Origin of the sequence: Streptococcus sp. CF7_Ac1-8, from assembly GCF_024295435.1 — a bacterium.
Taxonomy (GTDB): domain Bacteria; phylum Bacillota; class Bacilli; order Lactobacillales; family Streptococcaceae; genus Streptococcus; species Streptococcus mitis_AP.
The window spans coordinates 52,465-76,800 of the sequence record NZ_JANCPI010000007.1; the positions used below are offsets into that span (position 1 = coordinate 52,465).

Genomic DNA, 24,336 nt, shown 5'->3' on the forward strand with positions numbered 1-24,336 from the left:
GAGCACACTCAAAAAGACTCCTCTAGAAAATTGTACTATTCTTTTATCTGACACCTTGTGAGTCTCTCGGGACTCCCCTTAAAGGTTAAATTTTTACTAGTATACTCTTTCAGCTTAAAAAAGTCAAGTAGAAAACGAACATTCCACTTGACTTCATGAGATTATTTTTCACGAATGACTTCTACCTTATATCCATCAGGATCCTTGACAAAGTAATAGTTAGGTGCAGTTCCTGGTAGACCATTTGGCTCAGTAACTTCATAACCTTTGGCACTGTGCTCTTGATGAAGCGCCTCAAGATCAGGGGTACTTAGGGCGATATGGGCAAATCCATCTCCAACCACATAAGGACCGTGATCGTAATTGTAAGTCAACTCCAACTCATAGTCGTCACCCTCAAGTCCTAGATAAACGATCGTGAAGGCATGATCTGGAAAATCTCTGCGGCGCAATTCTTTAAAACCAAAAGCATCTTGATAAAATGCAATTGATTTTTCAAGATTTTCTACTCGTAAACAAGTGTGTAGCATTTTTGAAGCCATATTTTTCTCCTTTATTTTTAAAAAGACTGGGACAATCCTGTTCCAGTCTTATCTGTTATTATTTACCAAGTTTTGCTTTCGCTGCATCTGCAAGAGCTGTGAAAGCTGCTGCATCGTTAACAGCCAAGTCAGCAAGCATTTTACGGTTAACTTCGATCTCAGCCAATTTCAAACCATGCATCAATTGTGAGTATGAAAGTCCGTTCATACGAGCTGCCGCGTTGATACGAGTGATCCACAATTTGCGGAAGTCACGTTTTTTCTGACGACGGTCACGGTATGCATAGTAGTAAGAGTTCATTACTTGTTCTTTTGCAGTACGGAACAAGATGTGTTTAGCTCCATAGTAACCTTTTGCTAATTTAAGAATACGTTTACGACGTTTGCGTGATACAACGCCACCTTTAACACGTGCCATGTTTTATTTCCTCCAAATATTTCCTAGAATTGTTTACTTACAGTCAAGCTATTATTTCAAGCGAGTAAGCATTGCTTTGATACGTTTGTAATCTCCTGAATGCACCATAGATGCTTTACGAAGATGACGACGTTGTTTCTTAGTTTTTCCGTGGAAACGGTGAGAAGTGTAAGCACGGAAACGTTTAAGTCCACCAGAACCTGTACGTTTGAAACGTTTAGCTGATGCGCGGTGTGTTTTTTGTTTTGGCATGATTTTTTCTCCTTTATTTAACTTTCTGACAATTATTTTTTGTCAGTCGCTGGCGCCAATTGCATGAACATTTGACGTCCATCCATTTTAGCACGTTGTTCGATGATGGCAATATCTTGAGTTGCTTCAGCAAACTCGGCTAAAACTTTTGCACCAATCTCTTTATGGGTAATCATACGACCCTTAAAGCGAATAGATACCTTAACTTTATTTCCTTTTTCAAGGAATTTGCGTGCATTGCGAAGTTTTGTATCAAAGTCACCCTTGTCAATCGTTGGACTTAGACGAACTTCTTTCACGGTAACAACACTTTGTTTTTTACGTTGTTCTTTTTGCTTCTTCTGGTACTCAAATTTGAACTTACCGTAGTCCATAATTTTTGCAACAGGCGGTTTGGCTTGGGGTTGAATCAACACTAGGTCAACATTAGCGTTATCAGCCAAAGCTTGCGCTTCACTGAGTGGCTTGATACCTAACTGTTCTCCCTCAAGACCGATCAAGCGAACTTCACGTACACGAATCTCATCATTGATGAATAAGTCTTGCTTTGCTATGGTTTTCACCTCTTTTGTTTTATTAGAGAAAAACAATAGCGGACTCGTAAATATACAAGCCCGCACGTTATGATAGCGTTTCTTAGAAACTTTTCATCCGTAGGGCCAGGCAACTTGATGTCACAAGGCGAGAAGCTCTCACTTCTGCTTTTCTCAACTTTTATATGATACCAAGTTTTCTAGCCCTTGTCAAGATAAAAAGTTATTTTTTTGAAAAGTTTCTGTTTGCAGTTTGTCTTGGTTTTCGAATCAAAAAGAGAGAACCAAGGTGATTCCCTCTCTATGTTAGTTTTTTCTTATTTTCTGTATAGGAAAGCTAGAGTCTATTAAAAACTTCCTTTTTCCGTGAACTTCCCCATCTTTCGATAAATAGAATCCCCACTAACAAAAGGACAATCAGGCAAGGAAGTAAGACCATCCCCATGCTCCAATTCAGATTGACATTATCAATTTGCTTAGGTAATCTTCCAGATAAAATATCCACTGAACGTAAGTAAGTAAAGGGAATCAGATGTGCAATCTTTTGAAGAGGCTGAATTGTTTGGATGCCAAACAATAAGCCAACAATCCCAATGAGTGAAAGAAAGAGTACAGGCATTTTTTGATTGAAAAAGTAAGCAATCAGATACACAACTTCCACAATGACGATAAAGGCTAAGAAAGCTAATAACAAGCCAGGAAATAACACATCTTGTATCTTTCCAATAGTTACCTCTTGATTCACTAAGCTATAAATCGGGTAGGGATAATCTAACTGTCCAAAACCACTTATCAGACTTCCCACTAGAAAAGAAAATCCACAGATTCCGATAAACAGCACAGTTACATATCCCACTCCAACTCCAAGAGAAGATATTGCAAATGTCACTTTTGAAAAAGGATATAACTGAGCTGTGTCCAAATGATTTTGATATCTTTCTGCAAATAGTTGCGTTAGCATAAAAATAATAGCAATCACAAACAAGCTTGGGATGATAACCTCTAAAATCCAGACAATCTGATCAATCCCGTGGGTCGGATAATCTAAATTGTGCACTTTTATGTTCAAGGGATATAAGGCTTGGTAAATCTTTCGCTCGCGGTCAGCCCCCATTTTTATTTCAGAGCTAGAAGTCGGGGTATTTGATATCCTTTCATAATTCTTCTCTTCATCTTGCCACTGCAAATAGTAGGCTTCTTTCCATCGTCCTTCTTTTAACAAAGCCAGAATTTCTTTCTTTTGAGTCAAAAGATTTTTTTGCGATTCTAAATTAATTTTAGCAGTCTGGTATTCCTCCGAGTTGGTATCAGATATTTGGGAGAGTTTCTCTTCATATTCATTGATGACTCTCTCATCTTTTACAAGACGGGTTTCCAACTCTCTCCAAGCTGACTGAGTTTGCAGTCCGACTATTGAAATAAAAGGTAACACCGAGTACAGATACAAATAAAGCTAAGATAATCCAGTTTAAGCGACTTTTGAAAACTTTTTTCAATAAAAATAGACTAACATCTTTCATAAACTAAACCTCTTCTATCTGCCCCTGATGAATGGTTACTACTCTATCGCAGACATCAACCAACTCTTCCTTATAGTGGGAACTTAAAAGAACCAGCTGTTCTTGTCTATCGATTTGTACTAGCCTATCAAAAAACTTCTGTCGATAATACTCATCTAAGCCATTTGTAATCTCATCCATAAGCCAGCATTTCGCCTGACTGAGGAAATACATGGCAATCACCAAGCGTTGCTTCATGCCTAAGGAATACTTGCGAATAGGAAGGCTGATATAGTCTGACATTTCCCAATAGGCAATTTCATCCCTCAAGTTCAGACCTGACTTCCAGATGTTTTTGATAAGACGAAGGTAGTCCATCCCACTTAAGTTTCCATCCAGCCATTCAACGCTTTCATAATAAAATAAAGAAGGAGGGGCTGCGATATTTCCACTACTTATAGGAATTAAATTGCTAATGGCGCGGAACAGGGTCGTCTTTCCAGAGCCATTGATAGCAAGAATACCATAAATCCTACCCTTTTCAAATGTAAAATCAACATCTTGTAAGATGACTTGTCGCGTTTTTAAGGTCACATGAGTAAGCTGCAACATATCTAGCCCTCCTTTTATCACTCTTTAAGGATTAATAGCCTCCGCTGTAGTAGTTTAGTACCTCATAACGATTGTAATTCAAACCAGAACCAACTTTATACTCAGAATAGCTATAATAACGAGATCATGACAGAACGTTAATATAGCTATATCTGTAGTAATTCATACTAGACCTATAGTAGGTATTTCAAGCATACCGATAAGTTTTAAAGACGCTCACAGTAGATACACTGGACTGAAAAAACCAATAGATCATAAACTAACTAATTAAACGGTTTTTACTAATTTTTAATGGTTTTATATCATTAATATTGAGGACGCTTTCATTATATCGTTTTTATCATTATTATGCAACAGATTTTTAGTTTATTTTACTAATATATAGTATTTATCCTTCCTATCGAACGCTTTCTATTTTCCAACTATTCCACCCTTTAAAGCGTATAGCTCCTTGCTGGTCAGTTCGATATACTTTGCTATTGATAGTTTCCAGTCGAGTCAAGGTTTCCTGATGGGGGAGTTTCGTTCGATTATTCTTTCCAACTGAAATGAGAGTGATCTCTGGTTTGAGATGTTTTAAAAAGGCTGAAGTTGATGAATTTTTAGAACCATGTTGGCCAGCTTTCAAAACATCCACCTCTAAGTCAGGATATTGCCTCAGCAATTCCTTCTCTCCTTTCTCCTCCAAATTTCCTGTGAAGAGAAAGTGCTTATCCAAAAGTTTCCCATAAAGAACCAGGGAATCATCGTGCCCTCCATCTCCAATTTTCCTTGGAGATAGGACTTCTAACTGACTTCCAAAAATCGGCAAGTTTTCTCCCAATGACACACTACGAACCTTGGTTTGAGTCGCTTGTAGTTCCACTACAAATTCCTTCTGTTTCAGGCTGCCTTTTGATACTAAAATCTCCCCTACATGGAATGCCTTAGTCACCTCCAATAAATCTCCAACATGCTCCTTGTCTGTGTTGGTCAAAATTAGCTGGTCGATCTTGGCTACTCCACGACTTTTAAGATAGGGTATCAAGCTTCGCTGGGCATTGCTGGTCGTCGCCTTTTCTTGCCATTTTTCGATTTTCTTATCAGATTCTGCCTTGCCACCGACATCTATGAGAATGGTTTTACCAGTTATATCCCGTAGGAAAATACTTTCTCCTTGCCCGACATCCAGCATGGTGATTTCATTTTCCAGTGGATACTTGGTCAAGAAAAAAAGACCTGTAATCAATAAGCTCAATACTGTTAGCTTTTTAATGTTTTTCCTCAAATCATAAACTAAAGCCAAGGAAATTAACAATAGGATTAAAAGCCATGCATTGGGTTGTCCAAAGACCAGAGGTCTACTTGCCACCTGTGATACCAAGCGAATCATTCCCTCCAACCATTCAAAGATAAAGTTCAACTGAATGACTGGATAGAGAAAGGAAAGGGCAAATAAGATAGACAAGAGCGGTAAGAAGACCAAGTCAAATAGAAAGGAAAAGACAAAGGTCAAAAGGATAGACCAAGGTTGAAATTCTGCAAAATAGAAGGATAGAATGGGCAATATTCCTAAGGAAATGACTAAACTTTCTCTGGCAATAGCCTTGAGCCCCTCCTCTTCTTTGCTGGTCATAGTCAAGATAAAAGCATAAGCGCAGGACAAAACTCCTCCAGCAGTCAGGAAAAAGTTGGGCATGATAATAAAGAGTACAAGCACAGTCAAGGCAAAATTATCCAAACCCTTAACACCATGTTGAGCCAGTAGCTTCTGCAATAGACTGCGAATAACTGATGCTGAAAATCCTGTTAGTCCCGCATAGATAAGGGAAAAGGGATAGATCAGCCATTTCAACTTTTCTTGGGTCAAGCCCAATCGCAAGAGAAGTTTCTTAAAAACATCCATGAAAAAGCCTACCTGCATACCTGACAAGGCAAAAAGATGGATAATTCCTAGACTGGAATAAAGCTCATTCATCTCCTCAAAGTCGGTGTCCAGATGTCCTAATAGAAGCCCCGTCATGTAATTGCGCATAGGATCTGGAAAGTGCGTCTTAATCCAAACCACAGCCTTACGGCGTAAACTCGACAGATTTTCTCCTATATCCCAACTGCCAACCTTTTGAAGTGACTGGATTTTTTTGATATTGAGAGTCTGGTAAATTCCCTGAGTCTTCAGATAGGCTTGATAGTTAAATCCACCAAAATTCCTCTGCCCCTCTGGCTCCGAAAGTTTTCCTTCTAGTTCTATCTCATGAAGATCTGTTAAGGCTTGAAATTGCTCTTTTTCATTCTCGGACTGGAGTTTATAATAGACTTGAAAAATGCGTCCATCAGACTTACCACGAAAGGACAGACTATCGCCATTTACCTTAATAGTGTCAGGCAAAATCTGTACCCTTTCAACAGAATCCACCAGATTTTGACTAGTTTGACTCTGTTGCCAATTTTGAAACAGGAACCAGAATCCAAAGACTCCACAAAGCACTAGAACTTTACCTGCTAATTTCCAAGGAAATTGGATAAAGAGACAGACTAGCAGAAAAACAAAGCCCAATAAAGCAAGATAGGATACTGAGAAAATAGCGTAATAAAGCCAAAGCAATAGAAAACTCAGATAAATTAGGGGAGTGGGGATGTTTTTAATCCACTGTAACATAGTCTTTTAGCTTTTCTATGGTCTTGGCACCAATGCCAGAGACCTTCTTGAGCTCGTCTACTGACTTGAACTTGCCATTTGCTTCGCGATGGTCGATAATATCCTGGGCTCGTTTTCCTCCCAGACCCTTGACTTGCTTGAGTTCTTCCAGACTGGCCTTGTTGAGATTGATTTTCTTTTCCTTGCTTGTTGAAGAAGCTGTCCCAGAAGCAGTCTGTTGACTAGCTGCTTCTTCTCCCTTAGTGGGAACGTAAACCAGAGCCTCATCACTGACTTTCTGAGCTAGATTGAGCGACTTGCTGTCTGCTTGCTCTGTCAAGCCACCAGCCTTTTGAACCGCATCATTGACCCGACTACCTACCGGCAAATCGTAAATACCTGGAGATTTGACAGCGCCTTTCACATCTACTGTGATTAGTTCTTGTTCAACAGGTTCTTCCTTTTCTTCCTTCTTCACTTCCTTTTCGGATACCGAATCCTTGGAAACAGCTGCTACTTCTGCCTGCAAATTCGTTTCCTTGACAGGTGTTTGTGGAGTTGGCTTCAGCAGGAAAAATCCGCCAACAAGCAAGCCTAGACCAGTACAGATGACAATGATTTTATACTCTTTGATTTTCTCGATAATTTCTTCCATATTTTCTCCTCTCTTAGATTATTCGTAAAAGGAAGAAAAAACAGTTGAAAAATTCTTCTCAACTGCTTATTTATTTGCAAAATAGTCTTCCTTGGTCAAGACATAATGAACTCTTGTAACGATTCGACCTTTTTCATGCTGGTCCATACAAGCATAAGATTCTTCGTGGGAAAAACGCATGCCTGATTTCTCCATGACCTTTCCAGATGCAGGATTGTCCTTATCGTGAAGGGCAGTCAACTTATTCATCCCTATCTTCTCAAAAGCTAGCTCAATCACGGCACGGTTGGCTTCTGTCGTCAATCCTTGATTCCAATACTTTTTATTGATAATGTAGCCAATAGCTGCCTTCTTAAGAGCAGGATCAATCTTGTGCAAATCAATGGTTCCGATAAACTGACAATTGCTTTTTAGTTCTATTCCCCAGCGTCCCAAGGGATTGGCCAAGTAGAACTGAGCAATATTATTTTTGGTTTCTTCCAAGCTTTGATTGGTTGGAAAAGTGTAACGTGTATTTTCTCTGTCCGAAGCATAGGCAAACATTGCTTCCGCATCATCCAAAGTTACAGGTCTAAGCAATAAACGCTTAGTCTCCATTATTGGATACTGGGATAGTTTTAAAAAGATTGATTCCATACTTCTCCTCCATTTAAAAATATTTTCTACCAGTCTAGCATAAAAAATAAATTACAACAAATTTTTCTTGCTTTTTAAAGCGGTTTCATATAGAATAAAATCATCACCTTATTTTATAGATAATGTGATAAATCATTTACAACCCGTCAATAGAAAGGGAGTTTTTCTCTATGTTAATCGGAATTCCAAAAGAAATTAAGAATAATGAAAACCGTGTTGCCCTAACACCTGCTGGTGTCCACAGCTTAGTCGGCCGTGGTCATCGCGTCCTTATCGAAACAAATGCTGGTCTCGGTTCTGGCTTTACTGATGCTGACTATCAAAAGCAAGGAGCTGAAATTGTCGCTACTGCTGGTGAGGCCTGGGCTGCTGAGTTGGTCGTAAAGGTAAAAGAACCTCTAGATTCTGAATATGGTTACTTGCGCGACGACCTGCTTCTCTTTACCTACTTGCACATGGCCGCTGCTCCAGAATTAGCAGATGCTATGTTGGAAGCAAAAACAACTGGGATTGCCTATGAAACTGTCCGTAATTCCCAAAATCAGTTACCACTCCTCGTTCCTATGAGTGAGGTTGCAGGCCGTATGGCAGTCCAAATCGGCGCCCATTTCCTAACCAAGCAAGCAGGAGGTTCTGGCGTCCTACTGGGTGGTGTACCGGGTGTGCCTAAAGGGAAAGTAAGCATCATCGGTGGCGGTGTCGTAGGGACTCATGCTGCTCGAATTGCCCTTGGTCTTGGTGCTCAAGTAACCATCCTTGATATCAGTGCTAAACGTCTCTCAGATCTCGAAGAGGTCTTTGGCCATCAAATCCAAACCCTTATGTCCAATTCATTTAACATTGAAGCCAGTGTGAGAGATGCGGATGTGGTGATCGGAGCGGTTCTCATCCCAGGTGCCAAGGCACCGAAATTGGTGACAGATGAGATGGTCAAGCAAATGCGTCCAGGTTCAGTCATTGTTGACGTTGCCGTTGACCAAGGTGGCGTTATCGAGACAGCTGACCGTGTGACAACGCACGATGAGCCTGTCTATGAAAAACACGGTGTACTCCACTATGCCGTTGCCAATATCCCTGGTGCGGTTGCTCGTACTTCAACCATTGCCCTAACCAATGTCACTCTTCCTTATATCGAAGCTTTGGCTGGTAAAGGTTTTGTACAAGCAATCTCTGAGGATGAGGGCTTGCGCCAAGGTGTTACTACTTATCAAGGTTACTTAACCAGTCTTCCAGTAGCCCAAGGTCTCGATAAAAAACATACTCCAATTGATGAACTAATCTAAAAAATCTAATTATCAGATAAAAGAAAGAGCAATTCCACCTGAACTGCTCTTTTTTGCTATTCTGTTTCTTCTTGGACTTCTTCACTCTCTTCTTTTTTTACTGGAGCTGGTTCATAAGCTCGGATAATCTGAGCGACAACAGGATGGCGAACCACATCCTTAGCTGAAAAGTGAACAAAGTCAATCTGATGGATGTTCTTGAGTTTTTCTTGAGCATCAATCAAACCGGACTTGACGTTACGCGGAAGGTCAATCTGACTGATATCTCCATTGACAATCATCTTAGAATTAAAACCTAAACGAGTCAAAAACATCTTCATCTGCATGATGGTCGTATTTTGCGCCTCATCGAGAATGACAAAGGCATCATCCAAGGTCCGTCCACGCATGTAGGCAAGAGGTGCAATCTCGATAATTTCACGCTCCATGAGACGAGTCGTCTGGTCTTTTCCCAGAATCTGATACAAGGCATCATAAACAGGTCGAAGGTAAGGATCTACCTTCTCTTTAAGATCACCCGGAAGAAAACCTAGACTCTCGCCAGCTTCCACTGCCGGGCGTGTTAGGATAATCCGCTTAACCTGACCACGTTTAAGAGCTGTCACAGCCAAGGTCACTGCAAGGAAGGTCTTCCCTGTACCTGCTGGCCCAATTCCAAAGGTCACATCGTGCTGTTTGACACTATCCACATAAAGCTTTTGACCTAGAGTTTTGACACGAATAGGCTTCCCTGTATTGTCCTTGATAATTTCTTCTTCGTAAAGGGCGACAAATTTATCAATTTCATCGTTTTTGACCATGCTAATTGCAGTTACCACATCTGGCGTACCAACGGTCATCCCACGATTTACCAAGACCATCAAAGCCTGGATAACCTGACGGGCTTCCTCACAAGCAGACTCTTCTCCCAAAACCTGGACAATCTCCGTACGAGCATGAATCACCACATCAAGCTCTTCTTCCATCAAACGGAGATGGCGTTCATTGGAACCAAAAAGATGAAACAGGTCATCTGGATGACTCAGTTGAATGTCTATTGAATGTTCCTTCAAATAAAGAACCTCTCTAATCCTTTTATTTCTTTTTATTATAGCAAAGGGGGGGAGAAATTACTAGCCCAAACCCAGTGAATCATGCTAGTGTTCTAAATATTCTTGCCAGATGGCGTCAAAGTCTCCTAGGTTAAAAGAGAAACTGGCATGTTCTTCCAAAAAGCGACTCACCTCATCAAAATCATCTGTGTGTTTTGGGAAGGCTGACTCTTCAAAAGCGAGATCCGCCAAGATAGCTTTAGGACTGTTACTTTTAGGGTTGCGCTCGGTCATGAGCCAAGTGTAAAATGATTTTCTCATAAGTCACCCTAGATCAACTCTGTCCCAAACTGGTCTTGCTTAATTTTACCAGCCTTCATTAAACCACCAAGTGCTTTCTTGAACTGACCTTTAGAAATGCCAAAGGTTGCCTTGATGTCGTCTGGAGATGACTTATCATTTAAGGTCATGAAACCGCCATTGCTTTCCAAATAAGTCAAAATCATCTGAGCATCATTTTCCAACATCTCAAAAGAACGTGGTTTAAGGGAAAGGTTCAAGGTACGGTCCACTTCACGGAAACCAATAACGCGCGCATCTAATACTTGCCCCAAACGTGGCTCTGCGTAACGCTCGCTAGGATGGATAAAGCCAAGCATGTTATTTTCTGGCAGGTAGACAAAGGTCCCTGACAGCTTGAGGCGGTATACAATGGCTGGCCAGTTTTGGTTCTGCATGTTGTTGTAAGCAGGACGAGCCAGACGTTGGAAGTCTTCTTGATAAGCCAAGAGGCCCCAGATACGATCTTTCTTGTCCACTTCAAGACGGATGTAGAGTTGGTCGCCTTTCTTAGGCCAGAGTTCCTTGAACTCAGGGAGAATATCGAGTGACACAACGATTTCCTTGTCAGGAAGGCCTGTATCCACAAAGACACCCAAGTCTTTACGAACTTCCGTTACAGTTCCCCAACCAAATTGGTCCTGAGTGGCAGTCACTTCTAGAGTAGTCAAGCGGAGTTTTTGCTTCATATCCGTGTAGGCAAAACCTTTGACCGTATCCCCTACTGTATGCTGACCCTCTTCCTTAGCAAGAGCATAGGTTTGACCATCCTTTTGCACAAAGTAAAAACGGTCGTTTTCATCGATGATGAGTCCAACGATAAAACTTGCAAGATTTGTATTCATATTTCCTTCTTTCGAATAAAACTCAGCCAGCAATGCCAACTGAGTTTTTCTGTTTATTTTTAGACTTCCAAAAGTTCTTTTTCTTTATTGGCAGTCATGTCATCGATGTGTTTAACAGCATCGTCTGTTACTTTTTGAATGTCTTTTTCAAGAGTCTTCAATTCGTCTTCTGTGATTTCTTTTGCTTTTTCTTGTTTCTTAGCTTCGTCCATAGCATCGCGACGGATATTGCGGACAGCCACTTTAGCATTTTCGCCGACCTTCTTCACTTCTTTAGCAAGGTCACGACGAGTTTCTTCTGTAAGAGCTGGGATAACCAAGCGAATCACAGAACCATCGTTAGCTGGTGTGATACCAAGATCAGAAGCGTTCAAGGCACGTTCGATATCTTTCAATGAAGACTTATCAAATGGTGTTACCAATAAAACACGCGCTTCTGGAATCGTAATGGAAGCGATTTGGTTAAGAGGAGTTTCTACTCCATAGTATTCTACATGTACACGGTCCAGCAAACTTGCATTGGCACGACCTGCACGGATACCACCAAATTCACGAGCAAGTGATTGGTGAGACTGGGTCATTCTCTCTTTAGCTTTTTCAATAATTGCGTTAGCCATAATCTTTCTTATTCCTTTTCTTCGATATTGTTTGAAACTGTTGTTCCGATATTTTCACCAAATACGACACGTTTGATGTTGCCTGGTTGGTTCATGTTGAAGACAACCAAGTCAATGTCGTTATCCATTGAGAGGGTTGAAGCTGTTGAGTCCATGATACGAAGACCTTTATTGATAACGTCACGGTGGGTCAATTCTTCAAACTTAACGGCTGTCTTGTCTTTCTTAGGATCGGCATTGTAAACACCATCGACACCGTTTTTAGCCATAAGAATGGCATCTGCTTCGATTTCAGCTGCACGAAGAGCCGCTGTGGTATCTGTTGAGAAGTAAGGTGAACCAATTCCAGCACCAAAGATAACGATACGGCCTTTTTCAAGGTGACGAAGGGCACGTCCACGGACATAAGGCTCTGCCACTTGTTGCATGGCAATCGCTGTTTGTACACGCGTATCAACACCAACTTGTTGCAATGAATCGGCCATTACAAGAGCATTCATAACAGTCCCAAGCATTCCTGTGTAATCTGCCTGAACGCGATCCATTCCTGCTTCTGCAGCAGGTTCTCCACGCCAGAGATTTCCTCCACCAATAACAAGGGCAATTTCGATACCTAAGCTATGAACTTCTTGAATCTCTTTTGCGATTGTTTGAACTGTTTGGATATCAATCCCTACGCCACGTTCACCGGCAAGGGCTTCACCTGATAACTTGATTAAAATACGTTTATACTTGGGATTCGCCATTTTCACTCTCCTTTTTTTATCCTACCTATTTTATCACAATTTCTAAGATTTTTATAGTATCATGAGCAATTCTTTCAAAAAAATTAGACAGTTAAAAATTCCTCTAAATCGTTAAGGGCACGCTCTGCAATTTTTTCATAACGAGCCTTCTTATCACGGATACGCTCGCCTTCCAACTCCTTTATAATTCCGAAGTTGACATTCATTGGTTGGAAATGTTTGCTGTCCGCATGAGTGATGTAATGAGCTAGACTTCCAATCGCTGTTGTCTCTGGGAAGATTGCTTCACTTTCACCCTTAAAGAGTCGAGCCGCGTTAATCCCCGCAACTAAGCCTGATGCTGCTGATTCAACATAGCCTTCCACACCCGTCATCTGACCAGCAAAGAAGAGATTTGGTTGCTTCTTAGAACGATAGGTCTGTTCAAGAAGATTTGGTGAATCCATGTAAGAATTGCGGTGCATGACACCATAGCGAACAAACTCAGCATTTTCAAGACCTGGAATCATTTGGAAAACACGCTTTTGTTCTCCCCATTTGAGGTGGGTCTGGAAACCGACGATATTGTAGAGGCTACCAGCCGCATTGTCCTGACGAAGTTGGACAACCGCGTAAGGTGTTTTGAATTCGCCATCACGAGGTCCTGTGTAGTCGTCTGGATACTCAAGTCCGACTGGCTTCATCGGACCATAAAGCATGGTTTTAATGCCACGTTTGGCCATGACTTCGATAGGCATACATCCTTCAAAGTATTTTTCTTTTTCAAAAGAATTGAGCGGTGCTTCCTCCGCATTGACCAAGGCTTCATGAAAATCCATAAACTCTTGTTTAGTCATAGGGGCATTGAGGTAGGCCGCCTCTCCCTTGTCATAACGAGACTTGAGATAAACCTTGCTCATATCAATGGTGTTGACATCGATAATAGGCGCTGCCGCATCGTAGAAATAGAAACCATCGCCGTCATTAAGGGCATGAATCTTTTCAGCCAAAGCATCACTGGTCAAGGGACCAGTCGCCACAACTGTAATAACATCTGTCGGCAATTCTGTAATTTCATCACGAACCACTTCAATCAAGGGGTGGTTGGCAACTTTTTCGGTTACCATTTGGGAGAAACCATCGCGGTCAACCGCAAGGGCACCACCTGCAGGAACACGTGTAGCCTCAGCAGATTCCAAGATAACAGAACCCAAGCGACGCATTTCTTCCTTGAGGAGACCCACTGCATTTGTCAAAGCATCCCCACGAAGAGAATTGGAACAAACCAACTCTGCAAAATTGTCTGTTTTGTGCTGAGGTGTTGACTTGACACCACGCATTTCATAAAGTTTAACTGGAATACCACGTTCTGCGATTTGGTAGGCTGCTTCTGACCCTGCCAAACCAGCACCGATAACATTGATATAAGATTGAGACACGACACTAATACCTCTTTGGGTGGAACCTAAGTTCATATCAAAACAAGGCACTGGCTTGTTTAACACCCACAAATCTTTCTATTTTTTCTTCTACTAGTATAACAAAAAAAGGGAAGAAGGCAAACTTCCCTGTTTAGTCATTTTCTTGATGTAAAGAGATAGTGAGTATTCCAATTAAAAATCAATTATATGCTACTCTATAAAATCTCTTCCACGTAACGGATCGATAGGGACTGTTATTCTATCTCTTGCTATAACCGTATTATCTAAAACAGCATAACATTCAACATAGTGGTCTCCTTTAAACTGAGAATCTTCGTGATGTTTTATTTTACCTGAAAAAATAGCACCACGCTCACAATTTCTTCTAATCGCCTCAGCTCCAATATTTCTTACTTTCCAATAATATTTAACATCAGACAAAAGATTATCTGGAATATCTGATTTTATAATTTCAAAATCAAGAGATTTTCTATTTTTAATCTTAAATCTACTTTTTAAAAAGTCTGAAAGAAGTGCTTTTCGAAAACCATCTTGTGTAATTTCACACTCCAAAACAATATTATATTCGATATTAACATTAAACAATTCATCAATAAATTCTTCATTCGAAGCTCGATTTGTTGTAGAAGTGGATTGAGCGAATTTTCTACCAAATAGCTGTCTATAAACTTCAGTAAGTTTCTCTTCTGAAGCGTCTTCTATTTTCTTTAGAGCTTGCTTAGCTTTATTGACAAATTTTGCTCCATCATTATTATAAATCTTTTGATTACTACCTAAAGCATACCAATACTCTCTATTTTTATCTTGGTTTGAAAAGTATTCAAAAATATCTTTCAAGAGAATATTGTAATCAGAGTAATATATTTCAGAAATACCTTTATCATCAATTAAATCAGATATCAAAGTATCTATCAACAACCCCTTAAATGAAAAGCCCATATGATTTTTCCATTGTCGTATGAGCCTTGTTAAGTTAGAAAAATGATTATTAAAATTCGAATTTAAAGATTTAGATTTTTCAATTTCAGGCTTTGGTTTAGTAGTTTTCCAAGAGCCTCCGTTACGAGAATCAGGATATTTAAAATTACCATCAGATTGTTCGAAAGCTGGAACTAACTCAATTTTTCCACCATCCGAAAAATCAATAACAACGACCTGTCCGTCTCCTTTTATTTTTGTATTTGGGTATCTTTTTAGTAATTCGTTTTTTATTTCCTGTAGAAGTGCTGATTGACCATTACCCTCATAAGAATCAAATCGTCTATACACTTCTGAGGGTAGTGAAAAAATATAATCAAAATCACTAACATTTCGAACAGCCGTCGTTCTCCCCACACTACCAACAATCAAACCATTGTCAATTTCTTCATCTTCAAGCTCATCTAAGGAATAGTATTTTCGATTAAGTCGTTTCGTAATCTCTTTTAATCTATTCTTCCATTTTTCCCATTCCTCGTCCGTCATGGGGAGTTCGTCTTCGCAAAATTCTTTAAAATCATTAGATAAAGACATTACTCTTCCTCCTTAATTTCCATCAATTCTTTTGGAATAAAGTATCTATAATCTTCCTCATAATCATTATCTTTTCTCGATTTTATTAGTTTTGAAGCCTTGGATACATTTTTGGGAGAAGCATTAGAAAGTTGACTATAAGTAGCATCTCTTCGAAATTTTAATTCTTCGAAAGATTCTTGGATTTCACTTGATGGTTTTCCATTGTAAACCACCTCAGATAAAAGAATTTCAGCTAACACTTTAAGATTCCAAAGCTCATCAACAGATTTCCTCTCCAAAGCTAGTCGTTCCTCAAAGTTAAACTCCTTGGTGATGCTAAAAATTATTGTAGTGACTAATGATAAAAATGCTGTAACAAGCTTTATCCAATATTCATCAAACCAAAGTATTCCAACTAAGCCAGAAGAGACAACTCCAGAAATGATTATTATTGCTATTCTAAACCATCGAATATAGCTTTCTAACTCGTCCATTCTAACCGCATGAATTTTATGAGTCCAACCTACATTTACTATAAATTTTTTAAGTTGAAAGTGTAATTTTTCTTGATTTTTCGACATTAAACCTCCTCCTTACTATTTTTGCTTATCTTGGTATGTTTCCCAAACAAATGACACTACCGTTAATGCAGATCCTACAACAACTGAAGCATACCTTGGTGGCAATTCTATAAAGTTAGCTCCCTTACCATGACCATCACCTTTATCATTTCTAAGACTGTTAATACCCTTGATAATTTGATTCAAACTACTTAGAACTAGCTTTACATCTTGATTATTTTTTGCTGAAATATTTTCATTAGAATCCAAGTTTAAAAATTTAAAGACTTTCTTTTGCAAAGTTGCAATATCATTAGAATTAGAATACTCAATTTTTTCATGTTCTAAAATATGTTTAAAACATGATTCCAACAATTCCTTAGCTTTTCCAATAGCGTCCGCTGGAGAGCGAGAAATCATTTCATTCATAATCCCCATTTGCTTATCTATATAGTCGCTATCAAAATAGTCAGATAAAGATTCAGCAACATTATTTAAGTAGGCCATTTGTGAGACTTCATACTTCGAAAGTCTCTCTTTCAATTTCAATGCCTGAGAGTTCCTCTCTTCAGTTTTCTCGTAATATGAGTCAGGAAGGTCTTCATAATATCTAAGTAAATCTAAAGCTAATTTTAAAACCAGTTCATCTGGTTCGTTATCTACAAAAGCCTGTAAAGCTTTCCCTTTTGAACCTCCATATTTCTCTTGAATATTTACTCCTACTGAATTAAAAGTAAAATTAGCAAAAGTAGAGTTAGAAAAATTTAATACATAACCGTCACTATTAAAAAATACTTTTATAAAACTCTTATCTTGAAAATTTAATTCCATATCAAGTTCCCTAGATTTAAAACATCAACTCGCTTCAAACAAATCCAGTTGACCAAAACTTTCTTCGAGTTTCTGTTGCTTTGCAATTACATCACTATTTCGTAAATCTGACACTAACTTTTCAGCAATATACCACATCATTACTGGTGGAATAGCATTCCCCAGCATTCTATATTGAGCACCTTCTGAACCAAGCAATTCATAGTTTTCTGGAAACGACTGAATACGTGCAACCTCTCTTGGAGTATAGCGACGGTAACGTCCATTTTCTAACAAAACAGGGTCAGTGCTATTTAAGGATACTTTTGCTAAATGAGAACTAACCGTATTACTCGGCTGTTCAATGTCTTGTGCTCGTCCTTTATTCATTTTTTTGCCAGATTTACTATTTAGCATTCCTTGCACAGCCCTCTCGCTAAAATAATACTTTTCATCAATATCTTGCTGAAGAATTACTTTTAGTGGTGTATAATCTTCTACATTTTGAATAGGCTCTTCAGGAAATTCAAAAGTAAAATTCAAATCCTTTCGAATACCAACAATAAACACTCGCTCTCTCTTTTGCGGAACGCCGTATTTGGTGGCTACGCAAAGTTTATAAGAAACATTATAACCAGCTTTTTCGAACTCTTCAATAATTAGAGGAAAGGCTTCTTTATTGTTTGCAGACAAAATTCCCTTAACATTTTCGGCAAAAAATGCTTTTGGTTGATGAGCTTTTAACACTCGCACCATCTCAAAAAACAATGTCCCTTTTTCGTCTTTTATTCCTAAGCGTTTCGGATTTTGAGCACTAACAGAAAATGATTGACAAGGAAAACCTCCCGTTAAAATATCGAAAGATGGGATTTCATCTGATTTTATTTCTCGGATATTTCGATTGTCTGGAGTAACACCAAAATTCTTTTCAAACATTTTATTGGCACTGTCTTCAATATCATTTGCATAGACAATCTCAATTTGATTATCGGCATAATGTTTACCTAAAAAATCAAATCCACCAGCAAAACCAATATCCGTTCCACCTCCTCCACTAAAAAGAGAGGCAATTTTTAGTTTCTTCAAATTAAATTCTCCTCAAAGCCAACTGACGATGAAAAACGGACATCATATCCATCTTTTCTCTCAATCAGAAGCATCTTCTCATTTTTGACTAACTCATACAAATTCTTGATAATAAACAATTTTTTGCTATGTTTAGAAATCTGCAAACGATAAATATAGTATCTATCACGCACAGATTTAGCAGTTCGCCATTCGTTCGGTGTGATATGAAACGAATTAAAAGTAATAGAAGCATTGCTGACAGTTGTTTTGACTTCAATATACTTTCTCAGCTCAGAATCATCACACTCAAAAGATTGAACATCGTAGCCGACACCAAACTGTGTTGGAATAAAATTCACCAGATGGAGCAACTGTTCTTGCCCATGTTCTCGTAATTTTTGTTTTTCATGATTGATAACAATAGCTTCTCCCGAACTCCCTACAACAGCGGTAGAGATTTTCTCGCTGTATTCGATGTGTTCAGTTAGATGTCCGATAATATCTGTTTTCTCTTCAGTAAAATCAATATCACTTGGAAGGTAGAGATTAAAGTTTGTCCTAAAATCAATATCTCCTAAATCACGATTGACATATTCGAACCAAGCACTTCTAAAATTTCGAACATCTTCAATTGTTGTAGAAGCATTTCCAATAAATTGAGCATAGCCATCAAAGGTAGCATCTGATTGCAAAAAGTCATTTATTGCTTGCTCTTCCATAGAATTTATTTTATACCTACCACCTTGAACAGTTAGTAAACTCGCTATAACCATGTAATCTAAAATATCTTTGGCATATCGAATAACATCTCCTTTAGTATCGTAAGCTACTTTAGACGCTCTATTCTCTTTGATACGATTCCATATTTCCAAAACAGGCTCTCTATCACGAGTACATCTCAAATCATTAAAGATACAATGGGCGACTTCTTCATCGGTGAGGTAAATAGTTTTTTCTTCAGCTTGTGAGGCTTCTGTAAATAGTTCCAGTAGATACTGAGCTGGCTTAAATTGAACTCCGATTTGACAAAGTTTAACAATCTCGTTATCTTTTAGATGCCCACCAGGATATTCAAAATTATACAAAAAGGTTTTAAAAAAGCGAATAAGGTCTTGGTCTTCAGTCAATTCCTTAGCCCTATTTCCTGAATAGACAAAGCCCTCTTTCTCAATCATCATTCCAAACAAAGAAGAAATCTCTGTTCGCCAGTTATTGATTGTTTTCTCTGTTTTATCTGCATTTCCTGCATATTGTTTGATAATGTCATTTAGTTGCTGACTAAATTCCTTTTTAGGCAATATTCCCAAATAAGAAATATTCGTTGCCATATAAACAAGTACATTTTCGACATCATTTTTAAAACGAGGTCTTGGGTGATGTAGTCTAAAATAATATTTCTCTGGAACTTGATACATAGTTATTCTTCGTTATTTTTTAAATATTTCAGTAAATTGTTTGCAATCTGCTGAGCCATTAAAGGAGGAACAGCATTACCAACTTGTCTAAATTGCTGTGTTTTACTTCCGTAAAAGATAAAATCATCTGGAAAAGATTGTAGACGAGCAGATTCCCTCACTGTTGGCACACGATTATACTTATAGTGGAAATGATGTCTATGCCCCGTATCAATCGTAGGAGCTGGCTTCCAACTAGCAAATCGTGTCCAAGCGACATTAAATTTTCTTGTTTCTCGTAATTCCTCTGGGAGATTTTTATAATTTCCACCGTCAGGGACAAGGGCAATTGTACTTATCACTTTTTCTGAATGCTTGGCTGCAACGTGGTTCAAAACCACGTTTGAACGTTTTCGCATTAGTTTTTGATAGTCATTTTGTGGTTCTGAAACATAAGACATTTCTATCTCGCCAAGTTCATTTTCTAATGTTGGTAAATCAGAAATTGCCATCTCTGTTGTAATGATTGTTCCCAATGCTTCAGGATATTCAAATCCATCATTCCTCGTCCCCACAAAAATAACACGTTTTCTATTTTGAGGAACTCCATAGTCAGAGGCCAGCAACACTTTAAACTGAACCTTATAACCCATTTTCGAAAATTCTTCTATGATAGTATCTTTTATTTGCCCTTTAAACAAACTAACAATCCCAATCACATTTTCAATGACAAAAGCAGTTGGCTTTATTTCTCGAACCAATCGAATATAAGACAAATAAAGTTTGTTCCTTGGATCATCAAATTTTCTAGGTCCAGAAAGCGACATCCCCTGACAAGGGGGACCACCTACAATTATGTCAATTTTTTGTTCTCCAATTATTGGTTTTATATCTTCCTCATAAGATATATTCGCAATATCTCCACATAATATTTCTGAATTCTGATGATTTTTTTGAAAGGTTTCTAAGGCTTTTTCGTCATTATCAATTCCTAATAGAACATTAAATCCAGCCATCTCGAATCCATAAGATAGACCACCTGCTCCTGAAAATAAATCTACAATGTTATATTTTTTCAACTGATAAACTCCACACTATTTTCTCATATATAATTATACCATACTGCGTACTTAAAAATAATTCTAATAGAGTACATTATATATATTCAACGTAAACTGAATGAACATTGTTTTTATTTATTCACTACTCAATCAATTCTATGATTTAGACTCCGAATATTATCATCACTAATTAAGTTAAACAGAAACAGACAGAATTATTAAATCCTGTCTCCCTTTATTGTTGTTCTTCCCAGTCATGGTAGGCTGCGTAAAGCTGGCTCTTATTCCACTGGTAAAACTTAGCTACTTCCTTGATAGCTTGATTTTTCTTCATGCCTTGCTGGATACGAGTTTGGATTTCTAAGAACAAGTCTTCCTCGTCTTTTTCTTCTACATCCTGACTGGCACCTTCAACGATGAGAAGGCATTCTCCCTTAAGTGGCGTTTCAGCGATGCTTTCCAGCAATTCAGAAATTGTACCTCTTTGGTATTCTTCATAGATTTTGGTCAATTCTCTAACCAAGACCACCGAGCGGTCGCCATAAACTGCTAGCATATTTTCTAACGTATCTGCCACACGATGGGGCGATTCATAGAAAATCTGAGTTTCTGGATAGTCTTTTTTCGAGTCGAAAAATTGCTTTTGCTGGCCTGATTTTCTCGGTAAAAAGCCGTAAAAGATATGTGGCTGTGGCGCTAAACCACTGGCGATCAAGGCAGAAATTCCTGCAGAGGCACCTGGAACAGTCACAACCGCAATTTCTTCCTCAATGGCTGCCTTAACCAAATCATGACCAGGGTCTGAGATGCTAGGCAGACCCGCGTCGGATACCTGAGCAATGCTTTGTCCTGCTTTCAGGAAACCAATCAAATCAGGAATTTTTTCCTTGGCATTGTGCTCATGAAAACTAATCTGCTTAGTAGAAATGTCAAAATGCTTGAGCAGAAGCCCTGTATTGCGCGTGTCCTCAGCCGCAATCCAGTCCACTTCTTTCAAGGTTTGGATGGCTCGAAAGGTCATATCATCTAGATTGCCAATCGGCGTTGCCACTAGGTACAGCTTGCCATAGGGAGACTGCCCCTTAAAACTTTTTTGAATCTGCATGCCTACTCCCTGTATAACAACTCGTCACAGAACATACATTCCTCGTCCTGCTCTCGACGTTGTCCATAAAAATCATTACATACGTGAAATCCATCACGGTAAATGCGACGGACACTTTCGCGAACATGTTTGGCCTTGACAGGAGCATCTGCTTCCACCTCACCCAAGCGTTCGCGCAACTTACTATTTTCCAAGCGAAGAGCTGTATTTTCCTCTACCAGGCTCTTGAGATTTTTCTTGATGGCTTCCACATCGGCTAAGGTTACCAATAACTGTTGAGAAAAATCATCCAGCGCGTCAAATAATTCTTTTTTGTCCATAAAACAGCCCTTTCCTTTCTTTATCGTTCATTTTGAGTTTACATTTCTTTCAAGACCAGATATTCCATGGCATTTTGAAAGCTGACATTAGCTTGCCACATTTTTCTAGCTTCTAGCAAATCTTGTAGAATCACTCTTACTCTTGCTTGTAGGATATCTTGCCCACAGAGGACTTCAAGAATCCGTAAAACCTGATCTTGTTTTTCCTTATCATCTGCCAAGCTAGCTAGTTTGGCAACTTGCAAATAACTTTCCTTTTTCTTAGCCACTAACCAAGTCAGCAGGCGTTCACTTTCATCAACCAAGGTCCAAAAACTTGCCTGATTGGCTAACTTTTCTGCTTCAGCTCGCGATTGACTAAACTGGGCTAAAAGAGTTGCTTTTTTCTTGATCAGACCTGCTTGTTCTAATTGATGGATGAGTTTTTCTTCTTGCTTTTTAAAGTGGAAAATCTGGGTTCGACTGCGGATTGTCGGTAAAATCTTTTCCTCATCACTGGTCAAGAAGAAAATGTAAATCTCACTCTGGGGTTCTTCGATGACCTTGAGCAGAGAATTGGCTGCGTTGGGATGCATTTTCTCAGCTTGCTCGATAATAAAGACCTGCTGCTGGCTTTCAATCCCTGCTTGAGAAAACTGCCCCACCAATTCTCGAATCCGTTCTGTCTTAATGACCTGATTGACTGGCTTAATCAAGGTGACATCGGGAAATTCTCCCTGTGCAATCAGCTTACAATTTCGGCATTTCTCACATGGTAAAACACCTACTTTATCTGTACAAAAGAGGCTCTTAGCTAAAAATTGCGCCATTTCCAAGCTTCCAAAGAAACCTGAAAAGAGGTAGGCATGATTGAGCTGGTCTTGTTCTAGGATACGGACAAAGCGGTCAAACTGATCTGGCTGCCAGGACTTTAGTTGATCTTGTTTCATTTGGCCAAGCCCATTCTATCAAACAAGACAGCCTTGGTAGTTTCCACAACCTGCTCCAAAGGGAGACTCGCATCAATCTTGACAATGCGATTTCCTTCTTTATCCAGAATAGAAAGGTAGCCTTGACGAACTTTTTTATGCAAGTCCAACCCTTCCAAGTCCAAACGATTGACCTCACGATTGCTATTAGCAGCGATACGAGCCAGTCCTTCTTCCACCTCGATGTCAAAATAGAGGGTCAAATCAGGTTTGAGGCCATCTGTCGCAAACTGATTGAGCCAATCAATGGCGTCAATATCCAAGCCACGACCAAATCCTTGATAGGCAACGGAACTATCGATGAAACGATCCATAACGACCAACTTGCCAGCTTCAAGGGCTGGAAGAACCTTTTCCACCAAATGCTGTCTGCGACTGGCAATATAGAGAAGGAGCTCTGTTTTAGAATCCATCTGAGTATGACTTGGATCCAAAATCACTTGACGAATCTTCTCCCCAATCAAGACTCCACCAGGTTCACGAGTCGTCAGCACCTCTACTCCTTTTTTCTCTAAAATTGGAAGCAGAGCCTCTAAAACACTGGTCTTTCCTGCTCCCTCCGGTCCCTCAAGAGAGACTAAAAATCCTTTTGACATGTCTAACTCATTTCTTTTTTACTACTTCTATTCTATCAAAAAAATAGGTGTTTGTGACAATCTTTTTTTCTTCTCATTTCAACCACCATAAAAGAGGTAGACAAATCCACCTCTTATTTACCAAGTTTTTTAGTTCGTTTGTAGGCTTTAGTGACTGCATCCATGACCGTTCCTCGAAAAGCATGCGCTTCTAGGCTGGCTACACCAGCGATAGTCGAACCACCTGGGCTACAAACTTGGTCTTTCAAAACCCCAGGATGCTCTTGGCTTTCTAAGACCAATTGCCCAGCTCCTACCACGGTTTGAGCTGCCATTTTCAATGCCGTTTCTCGTGGCAATCCCGTCTGAACACCTGCATCTGACAAGGCTTCGATAAAGAGATAGACAAAGGCTGGTCCACAACCTGCAAGACCTGTCGCTGCATCGATTAATCCTTCCCCAAGTTCAACCAAGAGACCAGCCTTGGCTAAAAGCTGACAAAAGAGGTCACTGTCCTCAGCCCTACAATTAGGAGACAAGGCATAACTAATCACTCCTTGACCAATAGAAGCAGGGGTATTTGGCATCATACGAATAATTCGGTGTTGGCTTGGGATAAGACTTGCTAGTTTTTCTAAAGTCAATCCAGCTGCCATGGAAATCAAAAGAAGACTTGCTCTTTTTTCAAGGATAGTCTGGTATTGAGAAAGCAGTTCAGAAAACTGAGCAGGCTTAACTCCTAGAAAAATCACATCTGCTTCTGCGAATATTTCTTCATTGCTGGAAGCCTGACCACCGAAGTTGGCGATGAAATCATCTACCTTGGCTTGGCTACGATTGGCAAGGAGAATCTGAGCACCCGTCTTGGCCTGCAAAACAGCCTTGGCCAAGCTAGCACCCATATTCCCCAAACCGATAAATCCAATCTTCATCTC

The 24,336-nt window shown here is 39.4% G+C and carries 26 protein-coding genes, 1 pseudogene and 1 other annotated feature; of the genes and pseudogenes, 1 reads left to right on the forward strand and 26 read right to left on the reverse strand.

Translation table 11 applies throughout. From position 1 onward, the window contains the following. Window positions 1-161: 161 nt before the first annotated feature. The 9 genes and pseudogenes from NMM26_RS04860 to NMM26_RS04900 form a co-directional block, all read right to left on the reverse strand. On the reverse strand, window positions 162-542 hold the full coding sequence (locus NMM26_RS04860; RefSeq protein WP_000157153.1) for a VOC family protein: 381 nt from the start codon (window positions 540-542) through the stop codon (window positions 162-164). Between the two features lie 58 nt (window positions 543-600). After that, on the reverse strand, window positions 601-960 hold the full coding sequence (gene rplT / locus NMM26_RS04865) for a 50S ribosomal protein L20 (protein ID WP_000124834.1): 360 nt from the start codon (window positions 958-960) through the stop codon (window positions 601-603). Window positions 961-1,011: 51 nt separating this feature from the next. Next, complete coding sequence (rpmI, locus tag NMM26_RS04870) at window positions 1,012-1,212, reverse strand: 50S ribosomal protein L35 (protein ID WP_001125943.1); 201 nt, start codon at window positions 1,210-1,212, stop codon at window positions 1,012-1,014. Window positions 1,213-1,244: 32 nt separating this feature from the next. After that, window positions 1,245-1,775, reverse strand: a complete 531-nt coding sequence (infC, locus tag NMM26_RS04875; RefSeq protein WP_000848180.1) for a translation initiation factor IF-3 — start codon at window positions 1,773-1,775, stop codon at window positions 1,245-1,247. Window positions 1,776-1,790: 15 nt separating this feature from the next. Next, window positions 1,791-1,922 (reverse strand) — a sequence feature (ribosomal protein L20 leader region). Between the two features lie 160 nt (window positions 1,923-2,082). Beyond that, a pseudogene (locus tag NMM26_RS04880) lies at window positions 2,083-3,265 on the reverse strand (hypothetical protein). Window positions 3,266-3,268: 3 nt separating this feature from the next. Then, the gene (locus NMM26_RS04885) at window positions 3,269-3,856 is read right to left on the reverse strand and encodes an ATP-binding cassette domain-containing protein (RefSeq protein WP_000939888.1); all 588 of its coding nucleotides are present in this window, start codon (window positions 3,854-3,856) and stop codon (window positions 3,269-3,271) included. 397 nt (window positions 3,857-4,253) lie between these two features. Then, on the reverse strand, window positions 4,254-6,494 hold the full coding sequence (locus tag NMM26_RS04890; RefSeq protein WP_000942439.1) for a DNA internalization-related competence protein ComEC/Rec2: 2,241 nt from the start codon (window positions 6,492-6,494) through the stop codon (window positions 4,254-4,256). After that, the gene (locus NMM26_RS04895; RefSeq protein WP_000391067.1) at window positions 6,478-7,128 is read right to left on the reverse strand and encodes a helix-hairpin-helix domain-containing protein; all 651 of its coding nucleotides are present in this window, start codon (window positions 7,126-7,128) and stop codon (window positions 6,478-6,480) included. The genes NMM26_RS04890 and NMM26_RS04895 overlap by 17 nt, the downstream gene beginning before the upstream one ends. 66 nt (window positions 7,129-7,194) lie before the next feature. Then, window positions 7,195-7,764: a GNAT family N-acetyltransferase gene (locus tag NMM26_RS04900; RefSeq protein WP_000443736.1), complete on the reverse strand. Its 570-nt coding sequence runs from the start codon at window positions 7,762-7,764 to the stop codon at window positions 7,195-7,197. 170 nt (window positions 7,765-7,934) lie between these two features. On the opposite strand from NMM26_RS04900, the gene ald reads away from it, so the two are divergent. Next, window positions 7,935-9,047 (forward strand): alanine dehydrogenase, encoded by a 1,113-nt coding sequence (gene ald, locus NMM26_RS04905; protein ID WP_000904689.1) that lies wholly within the window; start codon window positions 7,935-7,937, stop codon window positions 9,045-9,047. Window positions 9,048-9,103: 56 nt separating this feature from the next. Here the strand turns inward: ald and NMM26_RS04910 are convergent, their stop codons facing one another. The 17 genes from NMM26_RS04910 to proC all read right to left on the reverse strand — a co-directional run bounded on the left by NMM26_RS04910 (window position 9,104) and on the right by proC (window position 24,333). After that, window positions 9,104-10,099: a PhoH family protein gene (locus NMM26_RS04910; protein ID WP_000658188.1), complete on the reverse strand. Its 996-nt coding sequence runs from the start codon at window positions 10,097-10,099 to the stop codon at window positions 9,104-9,106. A gap of 84 nt (window positions 10,100-10,183) precedes the next feature. Then, window positions 10,184-10,399, reverse strand: a complete 216-nt coding sequence (locus NMM26_RS04915; protein WP_001232084.1) for a YozE family protein — start codon at window positions 10,397-10,399, stop codon at window positions 10,184-10,186. Between the two features lie 8 nt (window positions 10,400-10,407). Continuing rightward, window positions 10,408-11,262, reverse strand: a complete 855-nt coding sequence (cvfB, locus tag NMM26_RS04920; protein WP_001095454.1) for an RNA-binding virulence regulatory protein CvfB — start codon at window positions 11,260-11,262, stop codon at window positions 10,408-10,410. A gap of 59 nt (window positions 11,263-11,321) precedes the next feature. Beyond that, window positions 11,322-11,879: a ribosome recycling factor gene (gene frr, locus NMM26_RS04925; protein ID WP_001262225.1), complete on the reverse strand. Its 558-nt coding sequence runs from the start codon at window positions 11,877-11,879 to the stop codon at window positions 11,322-11,324. Between the two features lie 8 nt (window positions 11,880-11,887). Then, window positions 11,888-12,625, reverse strand: a complete 738-nt coding sequence (gene pyrH / locus NMM26_RS04930) for a UMP kinase (RefSeq protein ID WP_000002996.1) — start codon at window positions 12,623-12,625, stop codon at window positions 11,888-11,890. Window positions 12,626-12,708: 83 nt separating this feature from the next. Beyond that, window positions 12,709-14,043 (reverse strand): methylenetetrahydrofolate--tRNA-(uracil(54)-C(5))-methyltransferase (FADH(2)-oxidizing) TrmFO, encoded by a 1,335-nt coding sequence (trmFO, locus tag NMM26_RS04935; protein ID WP_000083708.1) that lies wholly within the window; start codon window positions 14,041-14,043, stop codon window positions 12,709-12,711. Window positions 14,044-14,235: 192 nt separating this feature from the next. Beyond that, window positions 14,236-15,558, reverse strand: a complete 1,323-nt coding sequence (locus NMM26_RS04940) for a nucleotidyltransferase (protein WP_153226512.1) — start codon at window positions 15,556-15,558, stop codon at window positions 14,236-14,238. Continuing rightward, window positions 15,558-16,121 (reverse strand): SLATT domain-containing protein, encoded by a 564-nt coding sequence (locus NMM26_RS04945; protein ID WP_153226511.1) that lies wholly within the window; start codon window positions 16,119-16,121, stop codon window positions 15,558-15,560. Before NMM26_RS04945 ends, NMM26_RS04940 begins: the two co-directional genes overlap by 1 nt. Before the next feature lie 15 nt (window positions 16,122-16,136). Continuing rightward, entirely contained in the window at window positions 16,137-16,931 is a 795-nt protein-coding gene (locus tag NMM26_RS04950; protein ID WP_000422393.1) for an abortive infection family protein, read from the reverse strand. Window positions 16,932-16,955: 24 nt separating this feature from the next. Continuing rightward, complete coding sequence (gene dcm / locus NMM26_RS04955) at window positions 16,956-17,996, reverse strand: DNA (cytosine-5-)-methyltransferase (protein ID WP_000734158.1); 1,041 nt, start codon at window positions 17,994-17,996, stop codon at window positions 16,956-16,958. Then, on the reverse strand, window positions 17,993-19,393 hold the full coding sequence (locus tag NMM26_RS04960; RefSeq protein ID WP_000285316.1) for a DUF3883 domain-containing protein: 1,401 nt from the start codon (window positions 19,391-19,393) through the stop codon (window positions 17,993-17,995). Before NMM26_RS04960 ends, dcm begins: the two co-directional genes overlap by 4 nt. A gap of 2 nt (window positions 19,394-19,395) precedes the next feature. Next, window positions 19,396-20,451 (reverse strand): DNA cytosine methyltransferase, encoded by a 1,056-nt coding sequence (locus NMM26_RS04965; RefSeq protein ID WP_000760484.1) that lies wholly within the window; start codon window positions 20,449-20,451, stop codon window positions 19,396-19,398. Window positions 20,452-20,668: 217 nt separating this feature from the next. Continuing rightward, window positions 20,669-21,538 carry a 16S rRNA (cytidine(1402)-2'-O)-methyltransferase gene (gene rsmI / locus NMM26_RS04970; RefSeq protein WP_001166867.1) on the reverse strand — a complete coding sequence of 290 codons (870 nt, stop codon included), beginning with the start codon at window positions 21,536-21,538 and terminating at the stop codon, window positions 20,669-20,671. Between the two features lie 2 nt (window positions 21,539-21,540). After that, on the reverse strand, window positions 21,541-21,858 hold the full coding sequence (yabA, locus tag NMM26_RS04975) for a DNA replication initiation control protein YabA (protein ID WP_000358228.1): 318 nt from the start codon (window positions 21,856-21,858) through the stop codon (window positions 21,541-21,543). Between the two features lie 38 nt (window positions 21,859-21,896). Next, a complete protein-coding gene (locus tag NMM26_RS04980; protein ID WP_000806736.1) occupies window positions 21,897-22,787 on the reverse strand; it encodes a DNA polymerase III subunit delta' in 891 nt (296 codons plus the stop codon). Continuing rightward, the gene (gene tmk / locus NMM26_RS04985) at window positions 22,784-23,422 is read right to left on the reverse strand and encodes a dTMP kinase (protein ID WP_000033394.1); all 639 of its coding nucleotides are present in this window, start codon (window positions 23,420-23,422) and stop codon (window positions 22,784-22,786) included. Before tmk ends, NMM26_RS04980 begins: the two co-directional genes overlap by 4 nt. A gap of 113 nt (window positions 23,423-23,535) precedes the next feature. After that, window positions 23,536-24,333 (reverse strand): pyrroline-5-carboxylate reductase, encoded by a 798-nt coding sequence (gene proC, locus NMM26_RS04990; RefSeq protein WP_254753681.1) that lies wholly within the window; start codon window positions 24,331-24,333, stop codon window positions 23,536-23,538. Window positions 24,334-24,336 lie beyond the last annotated feature (3 nt).